The organism is Paenarthrobacter sp. TE4293, assembly GCF_050435325.1.
Lineage (GTDB): Bacteria > Actinomycetota > Actinomycetes > Actinomycetales > Micrococcaceae > Arthrobacter > Arthrobacter nitroguajacolicus_C.
Window position 1 is genome coordinate 74956 of record NZ_JBNJRY010000005.1, and the last position, 25325, is coordinate 100280.

A 25325-nucleotide genomic window follows, 5' to 3' on the forward strand; every position below is an offset into this window, starting at 1 on the left:
GGAATTGGTTAATTTCATTGATGGTGGAGCTCAAAGAGGGTCAGGAAGGCACGGCCAAGGCGCGGGCCCGGGCGGCCGCTTGGCCGGCGCGCAACTCCTCGGCGCTTCTGCCCTGCTCCCGGTGGGCCACTTCCTGCTTGAGCTGCGGAATAACGTGCTGCCCGAACTCAAGGGCGTCCGGGACGAAGTCGTAGCCACGGAGGCCGAAGATCTCGAATCCGAGGTCGTGGTAGTCCAGGATCGCCTGGGTGACGGTGTCGTAGGAGCCCACCAACGCCGTCGCGCTTCCTCCTCCGCCGCCTGCCGCTTTGGCGAGGGCCGTCCAGAGGGCACGGTCATGGAGGGCCCCGCGCTCAGCCGCGGCGAGGAGTCGCTGTGTCCCGGCCGCTTCGGGCTTCTGGTTGTAGTGGCGGACAGGATCGATCACCTCGCCGGCAGACCGCCGGGCCTCGAAGGTGCCCAGGATGGCGTGTGCTTTCTCCCACGCGAGCTCATCAGTTGGCGCGACAATGGGCCGGAACGCAATCTGCCAGCGCAGGGGATGAGTGCGTCCGAGGGCCGCCGCCCGCGCAAGGATCTGCTCCTGCTGCCCGGCAGCATCCGCCAACGGCTCTCCAAAGAGCGCATAGATATCGGCCTCCGCGGCACCCACGGACCAGGCAGCCTCGGAGGATCCGCCAAAGGAAATCCCCGGGCGTTTCCCCGCAAAGGGCGCCAGACCAGAAGCGAAGTCTTCAAACCGGTAGTGCTCACTGTCCCAACTGAACGAATCACCGGACCAGGCCCGCCGGACGATCTGCATGTATTCCTGCGTCCGGCCGTACCGGGCATCCTTGGCAAGGAAATCACCTTCGCGGGCTTGGTCCGCCTGGCTACCGCCGGTGATGAAGTGCACGGTCAGCCGGCCTTGGGCGATGTGGTCGAGCGTCAGGAAGGAGCGCGCCGCGAACGTTGGGTGGGAAACGTTGGGCCTGTGCGCCAACCTCAGCTGGATCCGCTCCGTGTTCGCCGCCACCCACGCTGCGTGGACCGAGGGGTCCTGTGTGGTGGAGTTGTACGCGAACAGGACGTGATCCCAGTTGTTGTCCTCATGGATCTTCGCGATACGGGCAGCGTACTGGGGGTCGAAGAACGGCGTTGTAGCCGCCGACGTCTCCGTCGAATCGTTGCCGGCACCCATGCCGAGGAATTCGATAGGCATTGTGGTTCTCCCTTGAAAAGAGTTAGCGGCGGAGGATGCGCTGGGCCAGGAAGTTACCCAGCAACTGCGCGGCCTGGACCATGACGATGATGATCAGCACGGTCACCAGGGTGACTTCCCAGTTGAACTGCTGGTAGCCGTACATGATGGCGAAGTTGCCCAAACCACCGCCGCCGATGTACCCGGCCATGGCGGACATGTCCACGATGGCGATGATCATGAACGTGTAACCCAGGATCAGCGGCGCCAGCGACTCGGGAATCACCACGGACCACAGGATGTGCAGGCGGCTGTCACCCATGGCCCGGGCGGCTTCCACCACACCGGGATCGGATGCAACCAGGTTTTGTTCCACCACACGCCCAATGACGACGCCGGCCATGAGCGCCATGGGCAGGATCGCGGCCGTGGTGCCGATGGTGGTTCCCATGACGATCAGCGTCAGCGGGGCGATGGCCGTGATGAAGATGATGAACGGGATGGGCCGGATGATGTTGACCAGGAAGTTCAGGACCGGGAACACGGCCTTGTTGGCGAACAGGTTTCCCGGCCTGGTGGCGTAGAGCGTGACACCCAGCGCCAGCCCGGCGGCGCCGCTCAGCAGCACGGTGATGACCACCATGTAGATGGTCTGTTGGAAGGATTCGCCCAGGACGGGCAGGAGCGTTGTCCAGTCGGTCATGGTTATTCTCCGGCGTTCGCGGGGACGGGAAGGTGCGGAACGGCACCATCGGCGGCCGTTTGGCGTTCGACGGCGGTGACATCGCCTAAGTCGGCGAGCGCGGCGTCGATGGCGTCGTCGCTGCCCGTGAGCTCATACGTGAGGGTGCCGAGGATCTTGTTCTGGATCTCCGTGACACCGCCGAACACGACGCTGGAGCCGACACCGTGGCGTTCAAAGGTGGCAGCAACCAAGGGCGTGGGCGCAGCCTCGGAGATGCCGATGGAGACGAGCCGGCCCGGATGCGCGGCAGCAAGCCGGCTTACGGTGTCCGGTTCGGGGGTGCCGTGGACTGCTGTGGAAACGAAGCGCTGGGTGGAGCCGCTGTGGGGGTTGGCGAACACGGAGTACGTTGGCCCGGCTTCCACCACCTTGCCGGATTCCATCATCACCACGGTGTCGCAGATTTCCCGGACCACGTGCATCTCGTGGGTAATCACCACAACGGTGGTCCCAAGTTCCTTGTTGATACGCCGGAGCAAGCGGAGGACGTCGCGGGTGGTTTCCGGGTCCAGTGCGCTGGTGGCTTCGTCGGCGAGGAGGATGTCCGGTGCGTTCGCCAGTGCGCGGGCGATGCCGACGCGTTGCTGCTGCCCGCCGGAAAGCCGCCGCGGGTAGGAGCCAGCCTTGTCAGCGATGCCCACGAACTCCAGGAGCTCGTCCACTCGTGGCTTGATTTTGTCCTTGGGCCAGCCGGCCACCTTGAGTGGGTAGGCAACGTTCCCGAACACGGTGCGGGACTTCAGGAGGTTGAACTGTTGGAAGATCATGCCGATGCCGGCGCGAACCTTCCGGAGTTCGCTTTCCGGGAGGGACGAGATGTCCTGGCCTTTGACGAAGACCTGCCCCTCCGTGGGACGTTCCAGCCCGTTGAGCAGCCGGACGAGGGTGGATTTGCCCGCCCCCGAGTATCCGACGATGCCTACGACGGTCCCCTCCTCCACGTCCAGGGTGACATGGTCGACGGCGCGTACCGGCTCCGTGGTCCTGTTGCCCGCGCGTTTGCTTCCTTGGGCGCGGTTGCCACCTTGGACCGGGAACAGTTTGCTGACGCCGCGCAGCGAAACGATCGCGCTCACCGGAGCCTCCTTTTGGGGTTGATTGGATGCCCATTCCAACAGCGCGCGAGCCCGCAGATCGAACCCCGTGACCCCCTGTGACCTGCGGTTTCTTTCCTTGACGATGCGCGTCGGAGTATTGCGGACGCGTTCGATTCCTACTGCCCGCGCTGCCTAGCGTGGGGCAGGGGGACACCCCGTACCTTCCATTCGCATCAATACCCTTTGTACGGAGAAGCATCATGAAGAACCGCCTGTTAGTTGCCGCCGTCGGCCTGATCGCCGCCCTATCGCTCTCAGCATGCGGAGGTGCTTCAAGTGGTTCCGCGACCTCTGCGACCACCAAGGTAGTCATCGGCGTCGACGACGGCGCCGAAGAACACTGGACCTTGTTGAAGAACAAGTTGAAGGACCAGGGCATTGAGCTGGAGGTCAAGAACTTCACGGACGGTGCGCAGATCAACACGGCAACCCAGCAGGGCCAGGTGGACATCAACCTGTTCCAGCACCTCAAGTACTTGTCCCAGTTCAACGTCAACAGCAACGGCACGCTGGTTCCGGTGGGTGCCACCGCCGTGTACCCGCTGGCGCTGTACTCGGAGAAGTTCAAGTCCGTTGAGGAACTGCCCGCGGACGCCGAAGTTGCCATCCCGAACAACCCCACCAACCAGGCCCGTGCCCTGCTGAACCTGCAGACCGCCGGTTTGCTGCAGCTCAAGGACGGCGGCAACTCGCTGTCCACCCCGGCTGAGATCACCTCCAGCAAGATCAAGGTAGTCCCAGTGGACAGCAACCAGACTGTCAACGCGCTCAAGGGCACCACGGATGCTGCCGTCGTCAACAACACCCAGGCCCAAAAGGGCGGACTGGGTGACGAGAAGATCATCTTCAAGGAAGACCTGAACTCGGAGTCCCTGGCCCCGTACATCAACGGCTTCGTGGTGAAGGCCGATCGCAAGGACGATCCCACCTGGAAGAAGATCGTGGACGCCTATCACTCGCCCGAGGTTGAGGCTTCGGTGACCAAACTGAACGACGGCAACCTTCAGTTCAAGGCGGACTGGACAGCGGCCAAGCTGCAGGAAGTCCTGACCGCTGAAGAAGAGGCCATCAAGAAGACCAAGTAGCACGTGGGGGACGGCGGCCCTGCGCCACAGAGCGCCGCCGTCCCTCAACCTTTCCTGACTCCGAACAGCACTGAACAGGCCCATGAACCAGATACTCACCCGTGAACGCCAGCAGATCCACTTCTTCGCCTACCTCGTAGGTACCGGCATTCATCTGGCTTCGTGGCGCCATGAAACGGCGTTTCCCCAAGCCAGCATCGACTTCGGGCACCAGGTAAAACTCGCCAGGATAGCCGAAGACGCCAAGTTCGATGCGATCTTCCTGGGCGACTCCCTTGCCATCGACGAGACATCCAACCCCGGTATCCTCAACAGGTTCGACCCCATCGGCCTGGTCACTGCCCTTGGCGCGGTCACCAACAGGATCGGCCTCATCGCCACGTCCTCCACCTCTTATGACGAGCCCTACAACTTTGCCCGAGCAGCTCTCACCGCGGACCACATCAGTGGTGGCCGCGTCGGTTGGAACATCGTCACCACCCGGGACCTGACCAACAGCACGGCAGGTAATTTCAGCGCCGACCAGCACTTCGACCACAGCCTGCGGTACCGCCGCGCCGAAGAGTTCGTTGAGGTCACCCAGGGCCTTTGGAATTCCTGGGACCAGGACGCTTTCCTGTACGACAAGGAGGCCGGCAGGTTCTTTGACCGACACAAGCTCAGCCGGGTGGATTACCAGGGAGAATTCTTCACAGTTGCCGGTCCACTCAACATCGGCCCCTCACCCCAGCACTCCCCCTTGCTGGCCCAGGCCGGAACCTCGGTTCCGGGGCAGCAGCTGGGAGCGCGCTTCGCCAACGCCCTCTTCGCGAGTCATCCGGACATTCCGCAGGCCCGGAGCTACCGTGAATCCGTCCGTGCCCAGGCGGCGGCGTTTGGCCGTAATCCCGACGAACTCTTCATCTACCAAGCCATCTCTCCTGTAGTGGCAGACACCCGCGACGAGGCCTTGGAACGTATCCGCGAGCTGGACAGGCTCATCACTGATCAGCAGGTCCTGGACTTTCTACAGGAGTATTTCGCCGGCCAACTCGATTTCACCGGGCTCGGAGCAGACGCCACCGTAGCCCAGTCCGGCATTCCCACCATTGCGCAGCCGCGCACCGATTTCCGCTCCGCCGGAGAACAGATCCGCGGACGTGAGGATGAGGTCACGCTCAAGGACCTCTACTCAATACTCACCGGCGACAAACGGAACGACGACTTCATCGGCACCCCGCATCACGTGGCGGACTCCCTGGAACGCTGGCACGCAGGAGGTGCCGCCGACGGTTTCAACCTCATGTTTTCCCTCCTCCCCCAGGACTTGGATCGCTTCGCCTCCGGCGTCATTCCCCTCCTCCAGGAACGCGGCCTCGCCCGCACCGAGTACTCGGGGACCACGCTGAAATCACACCTCGGACTCGATCCGCAGCCGAAAGGACGACCATGACCACCACGCAGACCGTCGCCGCCGACACGTATGTGATCCGTGAGGCGCTCCCGGAAGAGTACGACGCCGTGGGGCGGCTGACGTACGAAGGCTTCGGACATCATCTTCCCGGCGCCCATCAGCCCGACGAAGAGCGGCTCGGCCTTTTGCTGGATGCTGCGGCCAGGGCCCGCGAAGGTGTGCTGCTGGTCGCGGCAGACGAAGAAACCGGACGCCTGGTGGGTACTGCCAGCCTCCTGCCCTTCGGCTCAAGCCTCAGCCGGCAGGCGCAGGAAGGTGAAGTGGAGCTGAGGCTTTTGGCCGTGCTGCCTGAGGCCCGCCGCGCGGGTCTTGGCCAAAAACTCTTGAACGAATCCGCCCGCCTCGCCGCATCCCGTGGTGCCGAGCGCGTGGTGCTGGACACCGCCGTCGACAATGAGACGTCTCAGCGCCTCTACCGGCGCCTGGGCTACGTCCGCCGGCCCGGGCGTGAGAAGGAGCGGCCTGCGCCGAAGGTGCAGCTGGTGGTCTACACACTGGATTTGCCGACGGCCTGACAGAGGAGATGGGTCTCCAGTGAAGGGTGTACCAGTGGGGACTCCCTCTGCGGCGATGGCCATAATAGCGTTGTCCGTATGAATACCGGGACGATGCACGCCAGTTCCTCATGTCCCGTCGGGCGAGTATCAGCCCCGAGCAGAGCGGACTGGCGGTCACAGGACACGGTGGCTTGGCGGGCTTGCACTCAAGCACACCTCCACTACGAAGGACTGATCATGCACACCAGAACACTCGGCCAAGGCCTGAAGGTCTCCGCACTCGGACTCGGCGCAATGGGTATGTCCCAGAGCTATGGTCCCAACCCGGGCAGCAGGGACGAGATGGTCGCCGTGCTGCGCTCGGCCGTCGACGAAGGGGTCACCTTCTTCGACACCGCAGAGGTCTACGGGCCCTACGTCAACGAGGAGCTGGTGGGTGAGGCTCTGGAGCCGATCCGCGACCAGGTCGTCATCGCCACCAAGTTCGGTTGGGACATTCGCGACGGCAAGAGTGTCGGCCTTGACAGCCGGCCAGACCAGATCCGCCGCGTCGCAGAGGAATCGCTAAAGCGGCTGCGTACCGACGTGATCGACCTGTTCTACCAGCACCGGGTTGACCCCGCCGTGCCGATCGAGGACGTCGCCGGCACGATCGGCGAGCTCATAGCCGAGGGCAAGGTCAAGCACTTCGGCCTCTCTGAGGCCTCCGCGGACACCATCCGGCGTGCTCACGCAGTGCACCCAGTCACTGCTGTCCAAAGCGAATATTCACTCTGGACCCGCGACCCCGAAGCCGAGGTGCTGCCTGTCCTTGCGCGGCTCGGCATCGGATTCGTCCCGTTCAGCCCGCTGGGCAAGGGGTTCCTCACCGGCGCCGTGGACACCTCCACCAGCTTCACCGAGGGCGACATCCGCTCCCGGGTGCCGCGTTTCGAAGCAGGGAATCTCGCGGCCAACCAGGCACTCATCGACCACGTGAAGACGCTCGCAGCGGCGAAGGGGGCAACGCCCGGGCAGATCGCCCTGGCCTGGCTGCTGATGCAGCAACCGTGGATCGTGCCGATCCCGGGTACCCGCCGCACGGAGCGCATCCAGGAAAACGTGGCCGCAACGCAGCTCGCACTGTCCGCCGATGAGCGCGCCGACCTCGACGCGATCGTCCGGAACATAGGCGTCCACGGCGATCGGTACAACGCCCAGCACATGGGGTACGTCAACGGCTGACCCAGCGGCGGCGGGCCGTGGACGTAGTGGAACGATAAGTGCCTGCGCTCCAGGACCTGACCACCGAATACCCGACGACGGCGACGTCCGGGCGGTTGACCGTTGGCGGGAGCTCAGCGTCAGCACTGGTTACACAAAGTAATGAGCAACGTGTAATCGGTCACACTTGGCGCGCTTCGCTTGTCAACCATGGTGGGCAGCATGAACCATGAATGAGGGAATTCGTTCCCATACAAGCTGAATCAGCAATCCTCACCGACGAGGATGCGGCCCCGGGCGAAGAGGCTTGGGGCTGTTTACGGCCTGAGTGAAAGTACTGACAATGACGACACATACTGACTCCATCACGCTGAAAATCTGGGACAAGTCGGCCATCGACCACACCATCGATGCCGCCATCCAGTCCCTCTCACACCGGGCAGCTGCAGAAAACTGCGGAATTGCAGTGACCCTCAGCGGACCCAAGACCTTCACGGTGAGCCTGAGCCGCTAAGCAGCTCACACCAAACGCAAGAGGACGACGCCGGTACTTACCGGCGTCGTCCTCTTGCGTTAAAACCGCCCCGTGGACACGTCCATCAAGCGCACCAGTGGTCCTCGAACCCGTTTCGTGACGCCTCACGGTAAGTCCTGAGCAAACCTTGATAAATCCTTGACGCTTTGCCTGCGCCTTTCTTGCGTTGGCGTTGGAACTCTAAGTGAGTCAACGCTTTCAACGCACGAACGGAGGGATCACAATGCTGACGGACATCACGGAATACACGGCCGAATCAGACCCGCTGGCAACGGCCGCCGCGCCCCACGGATCCCACCGTGCCCCCGGCGGAGTGGTCACTGTCCTGGTTCCGGCCCACAACGAGTCCTCCGGCATCACCGAGACCTTGGTCTCGCTGAACAACCAGAGCCGCCGCCCGGACCGCATCATTGTGGTGGCGGACAACTGCACCGACGACACCGAGGCTCTTGCGCTTGCCCAGGGCGTGGAGGTCATGCGCACGGTCGGCAACAAGGACAAGAAGGCCGGAGCCCTCAACTTCGCCCTCAGCGAGTTGCTTCCCGATGCCGACCCCGAGGACTTGGTCCTGGTGCAGGATGCCGACTCGCAGCTCGCCCTGGACTTCATCGAAAACGCCACGAAGAACCTGTTGGCCGACGAACTCCTCGGAGCCGTGGGCGGAGTCTTCAGTGGCGGACCGGGTGGCGGTTTCGTGGGGCACTTGCAGCGGAATGAGTACGCCCGCTACGCCCGCGACGTCAAGCGCCTCCACGGAAAGTGCCTGGTGGTGACCGGAACGGCAGCCCTGTTCCGCGTCAAAACACTGCGCGACGTCGTCGCAGCCCGGCTGGAGGGGACGCTGCCCCCGGGCAACGGCAAGGGTGGCGTCTACGACACGTCAGTCCTGACCGAAGACAACGAGCTCTCCTTCGCCCTGTTGACGCTCGGCTACCGCATCGCTTCCCCGTCCAACTGCACTTTGGTCACTGAGGTCATGCCGACCTGGCGTGAACTGTGGGCCCAACGGCTCCGCTGGAAGCGCGGCGCCGTAGAGAACTGCGTGCAGTACGGGTGGACCAAGATCACAAGGCCCTACTGGGGGCGTCAGTTCCTCTCCATGATCGGCGTCGTGGTGACCCTGGCCTACTTCGGCTCCATCATCTTCGCTCTCACCACGGGCATGGGCCTGAACCTTCAGCCCTTCTGGATAGCAGTCACCGCAATTTTCGTTCTGGAGCGCATCGTGACGCTGCGCTTCAGGGGCTGGAGATACATGCTCCTGGCCGCAACCATGTACGAAACCGTCATCGATATCTTCCTCCAGGCCGTTCACGCCAAGGCGTACCTGGATGCAGCACTCAACCGAAAGAAAGTTTGGTAAAGACTCATGTACAACAACCCAGCCGGACCCGCAGCAGGCGCCTTCGTAGGAGCCACCGGATCAGGAACCCTGGCCATGACAGGCGCTGGCGATCTTTTCTGGTTCGCCCTCGCAGCATTCGCGATGCTGGCCCTCGGTCTCGCCATCAGGAGGATCGTTCCGGTCCGCGCAGAGAAGAAGGCCTAACGCCTTCTTCCACATCAAGCCCAACCAGCCCGCAGGTGTATCGCTTATTCCCCCCAGCGCGATACAACTGCGGGCTGGTTGTTTCCCGCTAGCTGACCGGAGCCGTGCTGGCCGAGGTCTTGGTCACTGTGGTGTAGCCCGCCTTGGTACCAGTGACCTTCACGCTCATGGTGTCCGCCTGGTCGGCGCCCACCAAGGTGTAGGTTTTAGCCGTTGCACCCGTAATGGCCACCCCGGACCGATACCACTGGTACGTCAAGGTAGTGCCCGACGTCCAGGTGCCCACCCCCGCTGTGAGTGTGGAGCCCACAGTCAACGTCCCGGTGATGGTTGGTGTTGGCGCTACCAACGTCCCGGCCACAATCGTCGACGTTGGCACTGATTCCTTGGTGGTGGTGGCATAGCCGGTCTTGGTGCCCGTCACCCGCACGGTCAGTTTTGTGCCTTGGTCTGCGGCTGCAAGAACGCGGGTGGCCCCGGTGGCTCCAGAAATCGCCAACCCATTCCTGTACCACTGATACGTCAAGGCTGTTCCTGTGGTCCACGTTCCCGGGTTGGCCGTCAGCGTTGAACCGACAGCCGCCGTACCGGACACCGTGGGAGTCGGAGCCGTCAGGGGAATCCCCGGGACAAAGGAGAAATCCCGGATGGTGACCGTTTCGGGAGCGACGTGGGCCGCGTCCCCGCCACCGCCACCGGTGACCCAGAGGTTGAAGTGGATCTGCTCCTTAGCCGGCAGCGGGACCGTGGATCCTTGCAAGACGGTCTTTTTCAACAGGGTTCCGCTGTAGCCCTCCCCCGCGAAGGTCTCGAAGGTCAGCTTGCCCGGCTCCCAGACCATCCTGTGGGTGAGGATCGGAGCACTCGTAACATCGAAGGTGACCGTGTTGTTGCCCTGCCCCGGAGGTTTGGTGGCGTCGAACCAATATCCATGGCCCTGCGTTACCGGCCAGTTTTCGCCGTACGCTGCCCCTCCACCCCATGCCGATGCTTCACAGAGGTCAATCTCCGTATATCCCGGCTCGGCTGCAGGATCGTAGGTGAACAGGCAGCCCCACACCACTTCTTTCTGAAGCGCGCTGACGTCCTTCTCCACTGTGGTGCTGTAGGTGCCGTAACCGAAGCCTTCACGTGTGGATTGGAACTCTGCCCCTATGGGCGCAGACCCGGTGGGGTTGGTGATGGAGAGTTTGACGTGCCCGTTGGCGTCCGGGTTGCTGACGTTGTTGGCGTCCCAGCTCGCGTTGTACATGGGTGCCCCGCCCCAGAAACGCTTCTGCCAATTGAACCCTTTCCAGGCAAAACTGCCCACCGGCCCGGGATCCTCTGCCATCGGCGTTGTATCCGCTGCATGCGAAGGACCCATGCCCGTAAACATTGATAAACCCACCGCCATCACGACGGCCAAACCCATTACTTTTCTTCCCCCATGTGGAAGGAGCCTCATTGACGATGCCATTGCTGTTTCCTCCTGCTGATGCGCCCAGAAATACCTCCGGCAAGTGCCGGAAGCCACAGTCACGTTCCACCCCCGAGGAACGTGCAACTCCTCGATTATCGATTAGTAAGTGAACTGCTGGAAGTGAAACAGGTATGGAAAATGACGGTTTCAACATCAATTGGATAACGGCCCGGGGTCCCCGCAGTACTCTGGACGGGTCCGTCCTTATCGCCGACAGCACGCAACCAGGAAGACCCATGACGATCCGCAGCGCAGGCATTCTCCTCCACCGCACCTCGGGCAACGGTGAATTGCAGCTGTGGATCGCCCACATGGGCGGACCTTTTTGGGCGCGGAAAGACCAGCATGCATGGTCCATACCCAAGGGAGAGTTCCCGGAGGATGAAGATCCCCTGGCGGCCGCGCACCGTGAATTCGCAGAAGAAATAGGCTCCCCGGCCCCGGCAGCCGACTATGAGCTATTGGGAGTTTTCCGGCAACCCTCAGGCAAACTCATTACCGCCTTCACTGCCGAAGCCAACCACTTCCAGCCGCAGGAGATCGTCAGCAACACCTTTCCCATGGAATGGCCCAAAGGTTCAGGTGTCATCAAGGATTTCCCGGAGATCGACGATGCCCGATGGTTCGACGAAGCCGAGGCCCGGACGAAACTCGTCAAAGGTCAACTGCCCATTGTGGATGCGCTGGTCCGGCACCTCGGTGGAAAAGCCCTATAGAGCTGACCACCCGCCGTCGGACGCCAAAATGGCGCCGTTGATGTTGGTGCCGTCGTCACTGAGGAGGAACGTGATGGACGCAGCCAGTTGTGCTGCGGAGGCCGGAGTCGGGACCGTCGCCTGCATCAGCGGGCCCAGCCGTTCTGCTGCGAGCTGCGACCCCCAATTGGCCACAATGTTGGTGATGGTGGGGCCAGGAGCCACGGCGTTGAAGCGCAGTCCCTTGGGCCCGTACATTACGGCCGAGTTCTTCGTCAGCCCCACCACGGCGTGCTTGGACGCGGTGTAGGCGGCACCCGCGGCAGAGCCGCGCAGGCCAGCCTCGGACGCAACGTTCACTACGGAACCGGTTCCGGCTTCCAGCATGATCGGCACCACGGCACGGGTCAGGCGCATGAGGGAAGTGACGTTGATGCGGAAGACACGTTCCCAGAGTTCGTCATCCACCTCATGGATGGGGGCGAAGTTGTCCATGATGCCGGCGACGTTTGCCAGGGCGTCCACGCGTGCGCCGGCAGCCGCCACGACGGCGGCAACGGTCTCCTCCGTGGAGATATCGCCGGCCACCGGGACGAGGTCCAAGCCACTGTTCTCTTCCACCAGGGCATCCAGACGTTCTTTGCTGATGTCGGCCGCAATGACCCTGCCACCTTCCTTCGCGATGCGCAGTGCGGTGGCTTGGCCGATTCCCGAAGCCGCGCCTGTGACGATGATGGTCTTGCCGGCAAAGCGGCCGGAAGTGGTGGCCTCCTGCCATGAAGCGTCGTTGCCCATGATGTCCTTCCGATGGTTGCTGGGTGGTTCAGCCATCTTATGACACTCTGTGTCATTATGTAAGAGTGAATACTGGAGGGATGACTTCGGAAGCTGCCAAACGCCAGCGCGCCAGTGGTCGCCCTGCCACGATCGACCCCGACGCCGTGGCCGGACTAGCCCTGGACCTGTTCGCTGAGCACGGCTATGAGAACACGTCCATGGAGGACATCGCCCGCGCCGCCGGCATTGGCCGCAAGAGCCTCTACCGCTACTTCGCCAGCAAGGCCGATCTTGTGTGGGGCGGCACGGAGCCGGTCGTCGAGGCGTCGACACTCGCCTTCGGCTCGTTCCACCAGCAGGGAAAGTCCGACGCCGATGTGCTGGCGGGGCTGCGTGAGGCGGCGGCCGCCGGGGCCGCCGTCATTCCCGACCTGTCCGTGACCCGCGGCCGGCTCCGACTGATCGCCGAGCACGCCGAACTGACAAGCCGCAGCTACGAGTCCCTGGCACCGCAGCGCGAGAAAGCCCTCGCCTTCCTGGTCGAAAGTGGCCTCTCCGACTCAGCGGCGCGATTCCTCAGCGCCGCATACCTTGCCACGACCTTCGAGGCGTGGATGCAATGGGCCGCCGGGTCAGATCCTGATCCGGTCCCGTATTTGCTGGCTGCGCTCGAGGTTTTGAGGGTTCCACTGGAGAAAGCAGGAGTTGGCTAGCGGATACATTTACATCGCTCTTCGACGTGGCCAAAGGAGCGGCCTCCCGGAGAAGCTGATCGCCGCCTCGGAGTGCAAAGCTGGCCCTTCCAAGCAGGGAGAAGTCGTTCCGCAGTCAGCGAGCCTTCCTGGCAACGAATTGCCGGATCCAGTCAAGCGTCTCCGGGTGATCCAGATGAAGGCCGTGACCCGCTCCGGGTACGCGCACCAGTACCGAGCCCTGAATATGCTCGCGAAGCAGGGTCGCGTTGGGCAAGGGAGTCAGCGCATCCCCGGTGCCGTGAAGAATCAGCGTGGGGGCCTTGATGGCGCTGAGCTCATTCCAGGCATCATGCTCACGACTGGCTTTGAAGTGCCGGGCTTTGGCCCACGCCGACGCGCGGGAGTTGAAAAACACGTGTGTCGCCTCGGGATTGGCGCAGACCCACTCAGCGTCGAAGAAAAGAGGCTCAAGGCGGGACAAGTCCCCGCTGACCAAGGCTTCCATTGCTGCCTTGTCGGGTTGCGTTCCGGGTTCCGGCGACTTCCCTCCGCTCGTGGCTGCGAGGATCAGAGCGTTGACCTTCTGCGGGTGATCGATGGCCAGCCACTGGCCGATCCGCCCTCCCATCGAATGGCCGTACACGTGCGCTAAATCCGTGCCGGCGGCCTCGAGAACGGCGGCAGCGTCTTCCGCGAGGAGTCGCGTGGTGTATCGATCAGCGTCGCCCTTCCCACTCCGCCCGATCCCGCGGTGATCGAAGCGGATGACGCGGAAATAGCGGGACAGCAGCTTCGCCGTCGGGCCCCAACCATCCATGGATGTCGCCTGTCCGGCGATCAACAGCAGCGGTTCGCCCTCCCCGGCCTCGGACCAGGCGAGTTCAGTGCCGTCGGGGGCCTCCGCAAAGTTCACCGTGCAACAGTATCCGGGCGGCAATCAAAGCGCTGCGGCGTGGGCCACAGTGCATCAATCGGCAGTGAAGATGTCCTCGATGGCACACTCGAAGGTCTTTGCAATTAGGAAGGCCAAGGGCAACGATGGATCAAACTTTTCCCGCTCGATGGAGATGACCGTCTGCCGGGAAACTCCGAGTGCGGCAGCCAGGTCCGCTTGCGTCCATTGGCGCCAGGCCCGGCGCTCGGCGATGTTGTTCTTCACTTCAGTGCGCGGTGGCGAATGGCCAGATAGCGCAAGCCGGCATCCAGTGCACTCAGCCCTACGAGCCCGAGCAGGACCGGGAGCGTTTCGACCTGAAACCGGCCGACAGCCAGCACCCCGGCGATAACGATGGTGGCCACCAGTATGTCGAGGAACGCCCCGGCTCCGGCTTGGCGCATCCATTGCACCTCGACACCCTGCCCGCCTTGGGCGTCGCGGGTGACGGTGTTGTTCGAAACGAAGACCCGGGCGCCGAGCGACATTGCAGGGTAGGCGGAACACAAAGCGCCAATTCCGGCAGCGAGCCAAAAATCGCCCGGGTTTGATGCTCCCACCAGGACGGAAACCGCGATGGTCAGTATGGCGCCGAGGAGGACGGCCAAGACGTAGTGATGGATTGGTGCACGCCTCGATGTAAAGGAAGCTTTACTCATTAATGAAGTAAAGCACCCTTTACATTGCGGGGCAGTGTTTGCATCCGGGGGCTAGCGTTGAGGTATGACCACCGAGTACAGGTACGACGTCGAAGTGCTGCACCTTTTGGTGTCGCCGGCCCACGCCTACTTTGGCCGCGCCCGCGAAGGCGCCGCGGATGTCCCCACCACCGACGCGCAGCAGGCAGAGCTGGTAGCCGGCAAAGGGATTGTTGGCGACAGGTTCTTTGGCAAGGCCGCGCACATGGATGCTGCCGTGACTGTATTTGCCGTGGAGGCACTGGAATCGATTGCCGCGGACCTCGAGGTTGGGCCCCTCGATCCCCTGTTGACCCGGCGGAACGTGGTGATGCGCGGAGTCGAGCTGGCTCCGCTGCTTGGTCACGAGTTCGCTCTTGAGTCCGGTGGGGACGTGGTGCGGTTGAAGGCCGGTCGCCCAGCACATCCTTGCGCCTGGATGGATGAAATGTTGGCCCCCGGTGCCCATAAAGCGATGCGTGGTCGCGGTGGTGTGCGCTGCCAGGTGATCTCGGGAGGTCTGCTGCATCGTGGGGCCGCAGTACTGGTGAGCCCCGTGCCGCTCGACCGGACCAAAGCCGGCGACGCCAACGTGCTGCGGCCATCACGGTTGCCGTAGGCAGCTCCGGCCGAGCGAAGGATAGACAAGGGAAAGTCAGGAACCTGTCATTCGATGGTTCCCCCGCATAGGGTGATCACGTGGATACGTTGAGCAGCACAGTGCAAGCTTGGGCAGGATCCGCGTTTGCTGCGGTCTTCCGGGGAATCAAAGTCGTGCGTCCGCAGAGGCCCATCCATCCCAAGGGCATCCAATTGGTTGGAACGATGCAGCGGGATGACGGAGAGCGCCAGCCGTCGGGCATTCCTTGGTTGGACACGGCAGGGACCAACCGGGTGGAGGCCCGGCTGTCGCGATCACTGGGTCTCCCGGACGCCTTCCCCGACATCCTCGGCCTTGCCGTGCGCTTCACGGAGCAGGACAGGCTGTCGGACATGCTCCTCGCGACCACAGGACCAACGGGAATCGGTCGCTTCGTCCTCCGGCTGCGGCGGGACGCCGCGGCCGCTGTTTTCTCAAGCATGATGCCGTACAAATCAGACACGGGTCCGGTGCTCATAGCAGCAAGGACCATCGAAAGCCCCGGGAAATTGCCAGTGGACCCGGCGGCGTTCCGTTCCCTCCTGGGCGGGGAATCCTGGACGCTGGAGCTTCATCACGCCACCCCGCTCGGCGCTTGGACAAGGTTCGGAACATTGACGCTCAAGCTGGCAGACCACGCAGAGGACACCGCAGAGCGATTTGATCCGGTCCTCAACCCTCTTCCCACCGCCGGAACGTACGGCTGGACCAAGCGGCTGCGCGAACCCTCCTACGCGGTGGCCCGAGGCCGCGGCTAAAGACCGTCGCTTCGGGACCTCCTTGAGCCGCCGGCGGCTCAAATTCAGATCACACCTCAGCCGCAGGCGCCGCGAACTGCGCCTCGTACAGCCGGGAGTACGCCCCACCCGTGGCGAGCAGTTCCGAGTGGGTTCCCTGCTCCACGATCTGCCCGGCCTCCATCACCAGGATGAGGTCGGCGTCGCGGATGGTGGAGAGCCGGTGCGCAATCACAAAACTGGTCCGGTCCGAGCGCAGGGCATTCATGGCTTTCTGCACCAACACCTCGGTCCGGGTATCCACGGAGCTCGTCGCTTCGTCAAGGATCAACACTGACGGCCGGGACAGGAAGGCCCTGGCAATGGTGAGCAACTGCTTCTCCCCCGCGGAGACGTTGCCGCCTTCGTCGTCCAGCAACGTGTCGTAGCCCTCGGGCAAGGACCGAACAAAGCGATCCACGTAGGTAGCTTGGGCCGCCTCCTGTATTTCAGCTTCGGAAGCCGTGGGCCGTCCATAGGCAATGTTGTCGCGAATGGTCCCGCCGAACAGCCACGTGTCCTGGAGGACCATGCCCATCCGCGAGCGCAATTCCTGCCGGGGCAACGAGGCGATATCCACGCCGTCAAGGGTGATACGTCCGGAATCCAGCTCGTAGAAGCGCATCATCAGGTTCACCAGAGTGGTCTTGCCTGCGCCAGTTGGCCCAACAATCGCGATGCTTTGCCCCGGTTCTGCGACCAAACTAAGGTCCGTGATGAGCGGCTTGTCCGGGGAGTACCGGAAGGAGACATTCTCGAAGACGAGCCGACCACGCGCCGGACCGGACCGGGGATCGGGAGCCGGTTCAGCCGACTCTTCGACTTCATCCAGCAACTCGAACACCCGCTCTGCCGACGCTACGCCGGATTGCAACATGTTGGCCATGGACCCCAGCTGCGCCAAGGGCATGGTGAACTGCCGCGAGTACTGGATAAAGGCCTGCACGTCACCTAATTGCATGGAGCCGGAGGCCACCTGCAGGCCACCGACCACGGCGATCCCCACATAGACCAGGTTCCCGATGAACGTCATGGCCGGCATGATCAGGCCACTCACAAACTGGGCGCCGAAACTCGCCTGATACAGCTCGCCGTTCTTCGCCCGGAACTTCTCCTGCACCTCGTTCTGCCGTCCGAAGACCTTCACCAGTGCATGCCCTGTGTAGGTTTCCTCGATCTGGCCGTTGAGTTCGCCGGTGTTCTTCCACTGCGCCACGAACAGCTTCTGCGAACGCTTGGCGATCAGGAGCGTGGTTCCGAGTGTCAGCGGGATGGTCACCAGCGCGATCAAAGCAAGCAGCGGCGAGAGCAGGAACATCATCACCAGCACGCCCAGGACGGTCAGCAGGGAGGACACCACCTGGCTGATGGATTGCTGCAGGCTTTGGGAGATGTTGTCAACGTCGTTGGTCACCCGGCTGAGCAGCTCACCGCGCTGGATGGAGTCGAAATACCGCAAAGGCAGGCGGTGGATTTTGGCTTCAATCCTCTCGCGGAGGCGGTACACAGTCCGCTGCACGACGCCGTTGAGCACGTATGCCTGCATCCAGCCGAACGCTGAGGCCAAGACATATAACGCCAGCGCCCACAACAGGACCGAGGCCAGCGCACCGAAATCGATTCCGACGCCGGGCGTCAGGGTCATGGCGCCCAGCATGTCCGCCTTGCTGTCATCACCGGAAGCGCGCAACCCCGCGATGACGTCGGCTTTGGAGACCCCTGCGGGCAGCTGTTTGGAGACGACGCCGGCGAAGATCAGGTTGGTGCCTTCGCCTAGCAGCCTGGGCCCGATCACGGAGAGGGCAACACTGACCACGGCGAACACCAGCACCAGCGCCAGCCAGAACCGCTCCGGCCGCAGGGTGGCCAACAAACGCCGGGCGGAGGCGCTGAAGTTGGATGCCTTCTCGGCCGGAATGTTCATACCGGCAAACGGTCCACCGCGGCCCGGACCCATCGCCGGGCGTTGGGGGCCGCGAGGCCCGGCGGATACGGCGCTCATGCCGCCTCCTCCGCTGCGAGCTGGGAGGACACGATTTCCCTGTACGTCCCGGACGTCTCCAACAGTTCTTCGTGCGTTCCGCGCCCAACGATCCTGCCGTCGTCGAGCACTAATATCTGGTCCGCATCCGCGATGCTTGAGACCCGCTGCGCAACAATGACCAGCGTGGCACCGTTGGTGTGGCGTTTGAGTGCCTGCCTGAGCCTGGCGTCCGTGGCGGTGTCCAGGGAGGAGAAGGAGTCGTCGAAGATGTAGAGCTCGGGCTGCTTCACCAAGGCCCTGGCTATCGCGAGCCGTTGCCGCTGCCCGCCGGAAACGTTGGTGCCGCCCTGCGAGATCACAGCGTCCAGGCCGCCTTCCATTTCCTCTACGAAATCCCGGGCCTGGGCCACGGAGAGCGCCTGCCACAGTTCGTCGTCGGTGGCGTCGGGCTTTCCGTACTGCAGGTTGCTGCGAACGGTCCCGGAGAAAAGGTAGGGCCGCTGTGGCACCAGCCCGATGTGGCCCCACAGCAGGTCCGGGTGCAGTTCACGAACGTCCACCCCGTCCATCCGGACAGACCCTCTGGTGGCGTCGAACAGGCGGGGCATGAGGTTCACCAGCGTAGTTTTGCCTGCCCCCGTACTGCCGATGATTGCCGTCGTCTGGCCTGCCAGCGCCGTGAAGGTCACCCCGCTCAGTACCGGCTGCTCGGCACCCGGGTAGGCGAATCCGACGCCGCGCATTTCGAGTTCGCCGCGACGGATACCACCCGTGACAGGGTTCGACGGCGGCTGGACACTTGAGTCGGTCTCCAGCACCTCACCGATGCGATCGGCGGAAACGGACGCCCGCGGGATCATCACGGCCATGAACGTGGCCATCATGACGGACATGAGGATCTGCATGAGGTAGCTCAGGAACGCGATCAGTGTGCCCACCTGCATCGAGCCGTCCTCGATCCGGAAAGACCCGAACCAGATCACCGCCACGCTGGAAACGTTCATCACCAACATGACCGCCGGGAACATGAGTGCCATCAACCGGCCGGCCCGCAGCGCAACGTCAGTGACGTCGTCGTTCGCTTTGGCAAACCGATGTGTCTCCATGTCCTCGCGGACGAAAGCGCGGACCACGCGGATGCCGGTCAGCTGCTCGCGGAGGACACGGTTCACGGCGTCGATCCGGACCTGCATCTTGCGGAACAGCGGCACCATCCGCGACACGATCAGGCCAACAGCCACCAACAGCACCGGCACGCACACCGCGATCAACCACGACAACTGGGCGTCCTGCCGCACGGCCATGATCACGCCGCCGATGCTCAGCATGGGAGCCGCGACCATGAGCGTGCAGGACATGAGGACCAGTTGCTGCACCTGTTGGACGTCGTTGGTGGACCGGGTGATCAGCGACGGCGCGCCGAACCTGGTGACTTCCTGCTCCGAGAACTCCCCCACCCGGCTGAAGATCGCGTCTCGGACATCCCTGCCCATCCCCATGGCAGCCTTCGCACCGAAGTAGACGGCCACCACGGCACAGGCAATCTGCAGCAGGGTGATCAGCAACATGAGCCCGCCCATGCGCAGGATGTAGTCGGTGTCCCCGGTGGCGACGCCATGGTCGATGATGTCGGCGTTGAGCGTCGGCAGGTACAGCGACGCGATGGACTGCGCCAATTGGAAGACGACGACGGCGATCAGCAGCCGCTGATGCGGCCGCAGGAAGCGAACAAGTACCTTCCACAGCATCCGGACTCCGAGCTAAAGCGTTGTGAACCGAAGGCCAGTTTACGTCTGGTTGCTGCGGGCAACTAGAGAAATACGGGTAAAGTTGCCGCTGGTATTGCACCACGTGGGGTTGGCAAACTATGAGCCGGCCAGCGGACTATTTTGGGGGTATGGCAGATGAAGAAGACCGCAGCATTGACGATGGCATTGGTGATCGGCGCAGCGCTGGCAGGATGCTCCGGCGGTTCGTCGGAAGCTACACAGGCCAAACCTTCTGAAACCGCGGCCTCCAGCCCTGCAACCAAGCTCACCACGGTTCCGGACATCGCAGGGAAGCCATTCGCTGATGCCAAAGCTGCCTTGGCTGGGGCCGGGCTGACCATTTCGATCGTGGGACCTGATGGAACTCCTTGGACCACGCTCGAGCCGGGCCAGCAAGTAGCAGCCGTATCGACCGACCCCTCGGCAGGCTCCGAGACGGACGCCAAGGCGGTCAAACTGGTTGTCGATACGACCGAAGTGGATCAGCAGATCATGAACGACGCCATCGCTGCAGCTGATGGTGCTGTGGACTCCGCCAATACGGCGGCCTCGGATGCAGCAGCTGCGGCTGAAGCGGCTGCCGCTGCCGCTGCGGCCGCTTCGGCCGCAGCGAACTCCGGCAAGTAGCCTGCCTGACGCGGGCCTCGTCGTTTCTTAGTCGTTCGCCAGCTGCAGCTTTGCCGCAGCGCCCAGCTTCCCCGCGAACAGAAGCGCGGCGTCGCTGAGGTCGGCTTCGGCAAGCCGGCGAGTGCCTTCGACGTTGGAGTTGAGGACGGTAGGGGCGAAACGGATGTGCACGGCATCCTCGATGCCCACGAAGTTCAGCCAGTCGGCAAAGAAGGTGCTGCCGAAGTCGGAGCCGAAGGCTGCCGGAACGCCGGGATAATAGACGCCGCTGGTGTGGATGGCCATCGCGTGCTTGCCTTCCATGAGACCGCTGTAGCCCTGTTCAGGATCAAATCCGAAGCTCCAGCCCGGCTGGGTGATGATGTCGATCCACTGCTTAAGGACGTACGGTACTCCGGAGTTCCACAGTGGGATGTTGAACACGTAAGCATCGGCAGAGGCGAACTGGTCAAAGACGGCACGGGCTGACTCCCAGGCCGCCACCTGATCCGGCGTCTGGTCCTGGCCGGTGAAGACGGCCATCTTCGCAGCTGCCGCGATCCGTCCGAAAGCCGGCAACGCGCCGTCGTCGAACAGGTTCAGCGTCTCCAGCTCAAACGTTTCCGGAGCGGCAGCCTGAACCGATTCGATGAAGTGGCGGGCGAGCTGTAGTGAATCGCTGTTGGAGTAGCGGGGCGAGGCGTTGACGTGCAGGATGGAGGGCATTGTTTCCTTTCACGGGGACGCTTTGCCCCCTCGTCGATCCTCGCCCGGCACCGTCATACAGCGTAAGAACGCACTTTATTGTGCCCAGGGCACCTGAAAGTGCCTGCAATGATGAGGGGTATGACACTCACGGCTGACCAGACCCGGCAGAGAGCGCAGCACCAGTACAACGCGTCCCTGGAACTTTGTCCGGCGCGCCAGTTGCTGGAGGCCATCAGCAGCAAATGGGTGGCGTTAGTGATGCTCGCTTTGGAGGAAGGACCGCAACGGCACAGCGAACTACGACGCCGTATTCCCGGCGCCAGCCAGAAAATGCTGACCTCCACGCTCCGCACGCTGGATCGGGATGGCCTGATTGGTCGTGAAGTCACTCCGTCCGTTCCGGTTCGAACAGACTATGAGCTCACTCCCCTTGGCCGATCCCTGCTCCCGATTATTTTCGCCATGAAGGCCTGGGCTGAGGACAATATGCACGCCGTGGCCGTTTCAAGACAGGAGCATGACGGGGACCGTGCCAGTGTCCCGACAGGACAGTAGGCTGGGAATCGTTCGTGTTGAACCGCATCGAAGGGACTTGAGTTTTGGCTTACATCACCGTCGGAAACGAAAACAGCACTGAAATCGAGCTTTACTACGAGGACCACGGGAGCGGACAGGCAGTGGTCCTGATCCACGGCTACCCGTTGGATGGGTCCTCCTGGGAGAAGCAAACCGCCGCCCTCCTCGACGCCGGTTACCGCGTCATTACGTACGACCGCCGCGGATTCGGCAAGTCCAGCCAGCCCACCGAAGGCTACGACTACGACACCTTCGCCGCGGACCTGAAGACCGTCCTGGACACCCTGGACCTGAACGACGCCGTCCTGGTGGGCTTTTCCATGGGCACCGGAGAGGTTGCACGCTACATCAGCACCTACGGATCGGCCCGCGTTGCCAAAGCGGTATTCCTCGGCTCGCTGGAACCGTTCCTGCTGAAGACGGACGACAACCCCGACGGCGTTCCGCAGGACGTGTTCGACGGCCTTGCCTCGGCAGTCACGGCAGACCGGTACGCCTTCTTCACTGACTTCTTCAAGAACTTCTACAACACCGACACCTTCCTCGGCACCGAGCGCCTTAGCCAGGAGTCCGTTGATGCCAGCTGGAACCTCGCCAGCAAGTCGGGCGCCTTCGCCTCCGTAGCCGCCCAGCCCACCTGGCTCACCGACTTCCGCGCCGACATCCCCAAGATCGATGTTCCCGCCCTGATCGTGCACGGCACGGCTGACAACATCCTGCCCATCGACGTCACGGGCCGGCGCTTCAAGGACGCGCTGCCCAGTGCCGAGTACTTGGAAATCGAAGGCGCTCCGCACGGTCTGCTCTGGACCCACGGCGCCGAAATCAACGACGCCTTGCTGGCTTTCCTCAAGAAGTAGATTCCTACTTTTTGAGCCGGAGCTTCAGTGCCTTCCTGCTGTGGCGAAGGTAGTCCTCTTGTGCGGTGTCGGCGGCGGTCCGTTCCATGGCATGCAGCACGCCGTAGGTGAACGCACCGCTGCTGACGCCCTGGGCTGATCCCAGCTTCAGCAGTTCCGCGCCGGCCATCACGCTGTCCTGGTGCTCTCCGAGGATCGACTGCACCTTGTGCGCCGCGTCCTCCACCTTGGCGGCCCGTTTGCCGTGGACACTCTCCACGGCCGCAGCGGCGAAGCGCAGTTTCTTGGCCGACTTCCGGACCTCGTGAAACGCCGTGTCGCGTTGAGGCCCGACGGCGGCACCCACCGCTGCGTTGTGGCGTTTAACCAGCCGCTTGGCGGCTTTGTTGACGAGCTTCGCAGTCGTTTCTCCGGCTGGTGCTGCCCCGAGCGGCGATACGGGCGGCGCGTCGATCAATGCCTCAAGTTCATCCAAGAGCCGGAAGTACCGTGGGCTGTTCAACCGGTTCTTGATGCTTGCCATGGCCGTGTTCGCCCTGACAGCCATGCGCTGGTCCAGCTCCTGGTGCAGCGGACCCAGGACGAGTTTTCCCGGCAGTTCATCCAGTCGGTTCCCGAGGCGGGCGTGCAGGACCTCGGCGTCCCTGTACCGGCCCAGCGTCTTGGCCAGCGATTTCAGCTCGCTCTCAAGATCCTTGACGGGGACGGGCTCGAAGAGCTTGCGGTATGAGTGCAACACGGACCTGATACGGCGGATCAGCGATCGCATCTGATGGACCGCGTCGTCCCGTCCCAATCGCACATGGGCGTCCTGGAGCAGCAGATCGGCCACCTGGTCAGCCAGATAATTGCGGACGGGAACAACCGCTGTTCCCCCTTTGGTGAACGATTCCCCGCCGGTTCCCTTGAGCGCAGGCCACGATTCACCCAATGCGGTGGCCAGTTTTGAGGTTCGTTCGCTGGGCGTCGCCCCGGCGTCGGTGAGCTGCGCCGTCAAACTGTCCAGCAAGGCATCATCGGTGCCGTCGTGTGCGGCCACCTCGACTTCCCACTCCCGCCATTCCAGTTCACGGGGCTCGCCGACAGTTACGTGGGCCCGCACGTAGTCGTCCACGAAATCAGCCAGGCGTTCACCGCCCTGCCCGTACAACGCGTAGCTGATCCGTTCCGTGGTGAGTGTGGCAACTGCTGCCACGGCATGGCCGCGCGTGTAGGCAAGCACGCGGTCCATGAGTTCCACCGGGACGGTGTCCGCAGCGCCCAGCGGCGCGTGGATCTCGGTCCGTTTGCCGGGGCCGAGGGGCAGTTTAAGGTGCCAGCCGGCGTCGGTTCCCCCGGTGCGGCGGCGCAAGGTGATTCCACGGGCAGCAAGGGCAAGGTGGCGCGTATCGAAATAGATGGCTTCCAAGCTATGGTTTGCCGGTTCACCCACCGTTCCAATGCCGTCGATCTCGTGGAGATCAGGGAGCGGCGTGGACGGGTCAGCCTCGAATTTCCGTTCAGCCTCTACAGTGCCGGACGTTTCCATGGTGTCAGGACTCCTCTCCGGGTAAGCCGGAGGGCCGGCCCGTAGTGGTGGCCGGCCCTCGTTGGAGCTATCTATTGGTGCTGTATCCAGTGTGGGCCAGTCCGCGGCCCTACGCCAGAGAGAAGACGGCCTTAGAGGCCGGGAGTACGCGGCTGGGGCGGCTCAACGGGCCCCTCGCCTGCAGCAGGTGCGGCGAGGTCCGGATCGGCCGGCGGGAACTCAGCCGTCGTCACTCCACCGCTGCCCAGCCCTTCGCCGGTGTCATCGACGTCTCCTCCGGACACCGTGCCGCGCCAGGCACCCGTTTCATGTCCTTGGGCTTCGATGAGTTTCTTGAACTTGTCCAGGTCGGCACCCACCCGCAGTTCGTCGATGTGCAGTGCCGAACCGGCCTTTTCGGCAAGGCCCTCCGGTTCCCAATCAATCGCTACATTCACCCGGGTGCGGGCGTCCTCGAGCGGTTCAAAGCTGACGGTGCCAGCGTTGCGCGGACCATCGACGCTGGCCCAGCTGACCAGCCTGTCCGGGACCTGCTCGATGATCTGGGCGTTGTACTCGCGTTTCACGCCGCCCACGTTGGTAGCGAAATGCAGTGCGGTGTCATCGATTTGTTCCACCGACTCGACGCCGTTCATGAACTCGGGGAAAGTCTCGAACTGCGTCCATTGGTTGTAGGCGACAGATACAGGGACATCTACTTCGATTGATTTGTTGACCGTAGCCATAGGTTCATTCCTTCGATCGTGTCTCGGGTGCCCATGCGGGAGTGCGGCGCGCCAGCCGGCTGGCTGCTTAACCAGTGGCGCGCCAGTCTTAGCGCGCCAGCCAAAGCTCTTAGCCGGCGTCGAAACTTTCTTCGTCATCGTCGTTGGGCGACTCTTCCTCGGGAAGGTCGTTGCCGCTGCCGTCCGGCAAGGCGTCATCGTTGCCGTCGGGCAATGAGGACTGCTCTGCGTGGGCCTGCTCTTCGGTTCCGCCGAAACGGCCGGCGCCCGGCTCCCCTGCGCTGTCTGAATCCTCCGGATCCAGATGGCTGAGGTTCGGTGCGCCCGTCGCGTAGGTTTCGCCGTCGGGACTGTCCTGGCTCAAACCGGCCTCAGTCAGGTCCTCTTCCACCCGTGGCTGGGCCTGTCCGCCGGCTTCCTGCTCTGCCGTCGGGGTGCCGTAGCCTCCCACTTCCTCTTCCGGTGTGGCATTCTGCTTGTCCATGTGACCTGTCCTTTCCGATGCGGTGAACGTGTAATGGAACACTTCGAACCTATAAGGGTACTTAGTGACCTGTCAATTAGTCAGC

Annotated in this window: 28 protein-coding genes; 14 read left to right on the plus strand and 14 right to left on the minus strand. The window is 63.0% G+C overall.

The annotated features are described in order from the left end of the window. Positions 1-40 precede the first annotated feature (40 nt). From QF015_RS11380 to QF015_RS11390, 3 genes are read right to left on the minus strand one after another with little or no spacing between them, the layout of a single operon-like run. The gene (locus QF015_RS11380; RefSeq protein ID WP_429389089.1) at positions 41-1201 is read right to left on the minus strand and encodes an LLM class flavin-dependent oxidoreductase; all 1161 of its coding nucleotides are present in this window, start codon (positions 1199-1201) and stop codon (positions 41-43) included. 22 nt (positions 1202-1223) lie between these two features. Beyond that, positions 1224-1883, minus strand: a complete 660-nt coding sequence (locus QF015_RS11385) for a methionine ABC transporter permease (RefSeq protein ID WP_310210298.1) — start codon at positions 1881-1883, stop codon at positions 1224-1226. Positions 1884-1885: 2 nt separating this feature from the next. Then, a complete protein-coding gene (locus QF015_RS11390; RefSeq protein WP_429389091.1) occupies positions 1886-3001 on the minus strand; it encodes a methionine ABC transporter ATP-binding protein in 1116 nt (371 codons plus the stop codon). Between the two features lie 221 nt (positions 3002-3222). On the opposite strand from QF015_RS11390, the gene QF015_RS11395 reads away from it, so the two are divergent. From QF015_RS11395 to QF015_RS11425, 7 genes are all read left to right on the plus strand, one after another. Further along, the gene (locus tag QF015_RS11395) at positions 3223-4107 is read left to right on the plus strand and encodes a MetQ/NlpA family ABC transporter substrate-binding protein (protein ID WP_310210304.1); all 885 of its coding nucleotides are present in this window, start codon (positions 3223-3225) and stop codon (positions 4105-4107) included. 82 nt (positions 4108-4189) lie between these two features. After that, the gene (locus QF015_RS11400) at positions 4190-5539 is read left to right on the plus strand and encodes an LLM class flavin-dependent oxidoreductase (RefSeq protein ID WP_429389093.1); all 1350 of its coding nucleotides are present in this window, start codon (positions 4190-4192) and stop codon (positions 5537-5539) included. Then, positions 5536-6075, plus strand: a complete 540-nt coding sequence (locus QF015_RS11405; protein WP_429389095.1) for a GNAT family N-acetyltransferase — start codon at positions 5536-5538, stop codon at positions 6073-6075. Before QF015_RS11400 ends, QF015_RS11405 begins: the two co-directional genes overlap by 4 nt. Before the next feature lie 219 nt (positions 6076-6294). Next, positions 6295-7281, plus strand: coding sequence for an aldo/keto reductase (locus QF015_RS11410; RefSeq protein WP_429389097.1), 987 nt, complete (start codon positions 6295-6297; stop codon positions 7279-7281). 322 nt (positions 7282-7603) lie between these two features. Further along, positions 7604-7774 (plus strand): hypothetical protein, encoded by a 171-nt coding sequence (locus tag QF015_RS11415; RefSeq protein ID WP_018778796.1) that lies wholly within the window; start codon positions 7604-7606, stop codon positions 7772-7774. A 244-nt stretch (positions 7775-8018) separates the two neighbouring features. Further along, a complete protein-coding gene (locus tag QF015_RS11420) occupies positions 8019-9158 on the plus strand; it encodes a glycosyltransferase (protein WP_429389099.1) in 1140 nt (379 codons plus the stop codon). Between the two features lie 6 nt (positions 9159-9164). Beyond that, a complete protein-coding gene (locus tag QF015_RS11425; protein WP_429389101.1) occupies positions 9165-9344 on the plus strand; it encodes a hypothetical protein in 180 nt (59 codons plus the stop codon). A gap of 88 nt (positions 9345-9432) precedes the next feature. On the opposite strand, the gene QF015_RS11430 is transcribed toward QF015_RS11425, so the two are convergent. Continuing rightward, positions 9433-10677, minus strand: a complete 1245-nt coding sequence (locus QF015_RS11430) for a hypothetical protein (protein WP_429389103.1) — start codon at positions 10675-10677, stop codon at positions 9433-9435. 365 nt (positions 10678-11042) lie between these two features. Between QF015_RS11430 and QF015_RS11435 the strand changes: the two genes are divergently transcribed. Next, a complete protein-coding gene (locus QF015_RS11435; RefSeq protein ID WP_310210323.1) occupies positions 11043-11522 on the plus strand; it encodes an NUDIX domain-containing protein in 480 nt (159 codons plus the stop codon). Here QF015_RS11435 and QF015_RS11440 read toward each other — a convergent pair. Continuing rightward, on the minus strand, positions 11517-12296 hold the full coding sequence (locus QF015_RS11440; RefSeq protein WP_310210568.1) for an SDR family NAD(P)-dependent oxidoreductase: 780 nt from the start codon (positions 12294-12296) through the stop codon (positions 11517-11519). The two genes, QF015_RS11435 and QF015_RS11440, sit on opposite strands and share 6 nt — an antisense overlap. Positions 12297-12376: 80 nt before the next feature. On the opposite strand from QF015_RS11440, the gene QF015_RS11445 reads away from it, so the two are divergent. Further along, on the plus strand, positions 12377-12991 hold the full coding sequence (locus QF015_RS11445; RefSeq protein ID WP_310210326.1) for a TetR family transcriptional regulator: 615 nt from the start codon (positions 12377-12379) through the stop codon (positions 12989-12991). Positions 12992-13106: 115 nt separating this feature from the next. Here QF015_RS11445 and QF015_RS11450 read toward each other — a convergent pair whose 3' ends face one another. The 3 genes from QF015_RS11450 to QF015_RS11460 are packed head-to-tail and all read right to left on the minus strand — an operon-like array spanning position 13107 to position 14566. Next, on the minus strand, positions 13107-13886 hold the full coding sequence (locus QF015_RS11450; protein WP_429389105.1) for an alpha/beta fold hydrolase: 780 nt from the start codon (positions 13884-13886) through the stop codon (positions 13107-13109). A 54-nt stretch (positions 13887-13940) separates the two neighbouring features. Continuing rightward, positions 13941-14132 carry a helix-turn-helix transcriptional regulator gene (locus QF015_RS11455; protein WP_429389107.1) on the minus strand — a complete coding sequence of 64 codons (192 nt, stop codon included), beginning with the start codon at positions 14130-14132 and terminating at the stop codon, positions 13941-13943. Beyond that, positions 14129-14566: a hypothetical protein gene (locus QF015_RS11460; RefSeq protein ID WP_429389109.1), complete on the minus strand. Its 438-nt coding sequence runs from the start codon at positions 14564-14566 to the stop codon at positions 14129-14131. Before QF015_RS11460 ends, QF015_RS11455 begins: the two co-directional genes overlap by 4 nt. A gap of 64 nt (positions 14567-14630) precedes the next feature. On the opposite strand from QF015_RS11460, the gene QF015_RS11465 reads away from it, so the two are divergent. Both QF015_RS11465 and QF015_RS11470 read left to right on the plus strand, forming a co-directional pair. Further along, positions 14631-15203: an MOSC domain-containing protein gene (locus tag QF015_RS11465; protein ID WP_429389111.1), complete on the plus strand. Its 573-nt coding sequence runs from the start codon at positions 14631-14633 to the stop codon at positions 15201-15203. An 80-nt stretch (positions 15204-15283) separates the two neighbouring features. Further along, positions 15284-15982: a hypothetical protein gene (locus QF015_RS11470; protein WP_429389113.1), complete on the plus strand. Its 699-nt coding sequence runs from the start codon at positions 15284-15286 to the stop codon at positions 15980-15982. Positions 15983-16031: 49 nt separating this feature from the next. Here QF015_RS11470 and QF015_RS11475 read toward each other — a convergent pair whose 3' ends face one another. Together QF015_RS11475 and QF015_RS11480 are read right to left on the minus strand one after the other, a co-directional pair. Then, a complete protein-coding gene (locus QF015_RS11475) occupies positions 16032-18002 on the minus strand; it encodes an ABC transporter ATP-binding protein (protein ID WP_429389115.1) in 1971 nt (656 codons plus the stop codon). Further along, on the minus strand, positions 17999-19732 hold the full coding sequence (locus tag QF015_RS11480; RefSeq protein WP_310210346.1) for an ABC transporter ATP-binding protein: 1734 nt from the start codon (positions 19730-19732) through the stop codon (positions 17999-18001). The genes QF015_RS11475 and QF015_RS11480 overlap by 4 nt, the downstream gene beginning before the upstream one ends. A gap of 156 nt (positions 19733-19888) precedes the next feature. On the opposite strand from QF015_RS11480, the gene QF015_RS11485 reads away from it, so the two are divergent. Further along, the gene (locus QF015_RS11485; protein ID WP_429389117.1) at positions 19889-20380 is read left to right on the plus strand and encodes a PASTA domain-containing protein; all 492 of its coding nucleotides are present in this window, start codon (positions 19889-19891) and stop codon (positions 20378-20380) included. A gap of 27 nt (positions 20381-20407) precedes the next feature. Here QF015_RS11485 and QF015_RS11490 read toward each other — a convergent pair whose 3' ends face one another. Continuing rightward, positions 20408-21085: an FMN-dependent NADH-azoreductase gene (locus tag QF015_RS11490; RefSeq protein WP_429389119.1), complete on the minus strand. Its 678-nt coding sequence runs from the start codon at positions 21083-21085 to the stop codon at positions 20408-20410. Positions 21086-21205: 120 nt separating this feature from the next. On the opposite strand from QF015_RS11490, the gene QF015_RS11495 reads away from it, so the two are divergent. After that, entirely contained in the window at positions 21206-21622 is a 417-nt protein-coding gene (locus QF015_RS11495) for a winged helix-turn-helix transcriptional regulator (RefSeq protein WP_429389121.1), read from the plus strand. A 44-nt stretch (positions 21623-21666) separates the two neighbouring features. Further along, on the plus strand, positions 21667-22503 hold the full coding sequence (locus QF015_RS11500) for an alpha/beta fold hydrolase (RefSeq protein ID WP_310210359.1): 837 nt from the start codon (positions 21667-21669) through the stop codon (positions 22501-22503). A gap of 4 nt (positions 22504-22507) precedes the next feature. On the opposite strand, the gene QF015_RS11505 is transcribed toward QF015_RS11500, so the two are convergent. The 3 genes from QF015_RS11505 to QF015_RS11515 all read right to left on the minus strand — a co-directional run bounded on the left by QF015_RS11505 (position 22508) and on the right by QF015_RS11515 (position 25240). Further along, positions 22508-24031: a CHAD domain-containing protein gene (locus QF015_RS11505; protein ID WP_429389123.1), complete on the minus strand. Its 1524-nt coding sequence runs from the start codon at positions 24029-24031 to the stop codon at positions 22508-22510. Positions 24032-24162: 131 nt separating this feature from the next. Continuing rightward, a complete protein-coding gene (locus tag QF015_RS11510) occupies positions 24163-24756 on the minus strand; it encodes an SRPBCC family protein (protein WP_429389125.1) in 594 nt (197 codons plus the stop codon). Positions 24757-24865: 109 nt separating this feature from the next. Further along, positions 24866-25240, minus strand: a complete 375-nt coding sequence (locus QF015_RS11515; RefSeq protein ID WP_310210369.1) for a hypothetical protein — start codon at positions 25238-25240, stop codon at positions 24866-24868. Between the last annotated feature and the right edge of the window lie 85 nt (positions 25241-25325).

Coding starts and splice junctions, on each gene's coding strand:
- QF015_RS11380 (WP_429389089.1), bottom strand. CDS start 1,201: ATGCCTATCGAATTCCTCGGCATGGGTGCCGGCAACGATTCGACGGAG.
- QF015_RS11385 (WP_310210298.1), bottom strand. CDS start 1,883: ATGACCGACTGGACAACGCTCCTGCCCGTCCTGGGCGAATCCTTCCAA.
- QF015_RS11395 (WP_310210304.1), top strand. CDS start 3,223: ATGAAGAACCGCCTGTTAGTTGCCGCCGTCGGCCTGATCGCCGCCCTA.
- QF015_RS11400 (WP_429389093.1), top strand. CDS start 4,190: ATGAACCAGATACTCACCCGTGAACGCCAGCAGATCCACTTCTTCGCC.
- QF015_RS11405 (WP_429389095.1), top strand. CDS start 5,536: ATGACCACCACGCAGACCGTCGCCGCCGACACGTATGTGATCCGTGAG.
- QF015_RS11410 (WP_429389097.1), top strand. CDS start 6,295: ATGCACACCAGAACACTCGGCCAAGGCCTGAAGGTCTCCGCACTCGGA.
- QF015_RS11415 (WP_018778796.1), top strand. CDS start 7,604: ATGACGACACATACTGACTCCATCACGCTGAAAATCTGGGACAAGTCG.
- QF015_RS11420 (WP_429389099.1), top strand. CDS start 8,019: ATGCTGACGGACATCACGGAATACACGGCCGAATCAGACCCGCTGGCA.
- QF015_RS11425 (WP_429389101.1), top strand. CDS start 9,165: ATGTACAACAACCCAGCCGGACCCGCAGCAGGCGCCTTCGTAGGAGCC.
- QF015_RS11430 (WP_429389103.1), bottom strand. CDS start 10,677: ATGGCAGAGGATCCCGGGCCGGTGGGCAGTTTTGCCTGGAAAGGGTTC.
- QF015_RS11435 (WP_310210323.1), top strand. CDS start 11,043: ATGACGATCCGCAGCGCAGGCATTCTCCTCCACCGCACCTCGGGCAAC.
- QF015_RS11440 (WP_310210568.1), bottom strand. CDS start 12,296: ATGGGCAACGACGCTTCATGGCAGGAGGCCACCACTTCCGGCCGCTTT.
- QF015_RS11445 (WP_310210326.1), top strand. CDS start 12,377: ATGACTTCGGAAGCTGCCAAACGCCAGCGCGCCAGTGGTCGCCCTGCC.
- QF015_RS11460 (WP_429389109.1), bottom strand. CDS start 14,566: ATGAGTAAAGCTTCCTTTACATCGAGGCGTGCACCAATCCATCACTAC.
- QF015_RS11465 (WP_429389111.1), top strand. CDS start 14,631: ATGACCACCGAGTACAGGTACGACGTCGAAGTGCTGCACCTTTTGGTG.
- QF015_RS11475 (WP_429389115.1), bottom strand. CDS start 18,002: ATGAGCGCCGTATCCGCCGGGCCTCGCGGCCCCCAACGCCCGGCGATG.
- QF015_RS11480 (WP_310210346.1), bottom strand. CDS start 19,732: ATGCTGTGGAAGGTACTTGTTCGCTTCCTGCGGCCGCATCAGCGGCTG.
- QF015_RS11485 (WP_429389117.1), top strand. CDS start 19,889: ATGAAGAAGACCGCAGCATTGACGATGGCATTGGTGATCGGCGCAGCG.
- QF015_RS11490 (WP_429389119.1), bottom strand. CDS start 21,085: ATGCCCTCCATCCTGCACGTCAACGCCTCGCCCCGCTACTCCAACAGC.
- QF015_RS11495 (WP_429389121.1), top strand. CDS start 21,206: ATGACACTCACGGCTGACCAGACCCGGCAGAGAGCGCAGCACCAGTAC.
- QF015_RS11505 (WP_429389123.1), bottom strand. CDS start 24,031: ATGGAAACGTCCGGCACTGTAGAGGCTGAACGGAAATTCGAGGCTGAC.
- QF015_RS11510 (WP_429389125.1), bottom strand. CDS start 24,756: ATGGCTACGGTCAACAAATCAATCGAAGTAGATGTCCCTGTATCTGTC.
- QF015_RS11515 (WP_310210369.1), bottom strand. CDS start 25,240: ATGGACAAGCAGAATGCCACACCGGAAGAGGAAGTGGGAGGCTACGGC.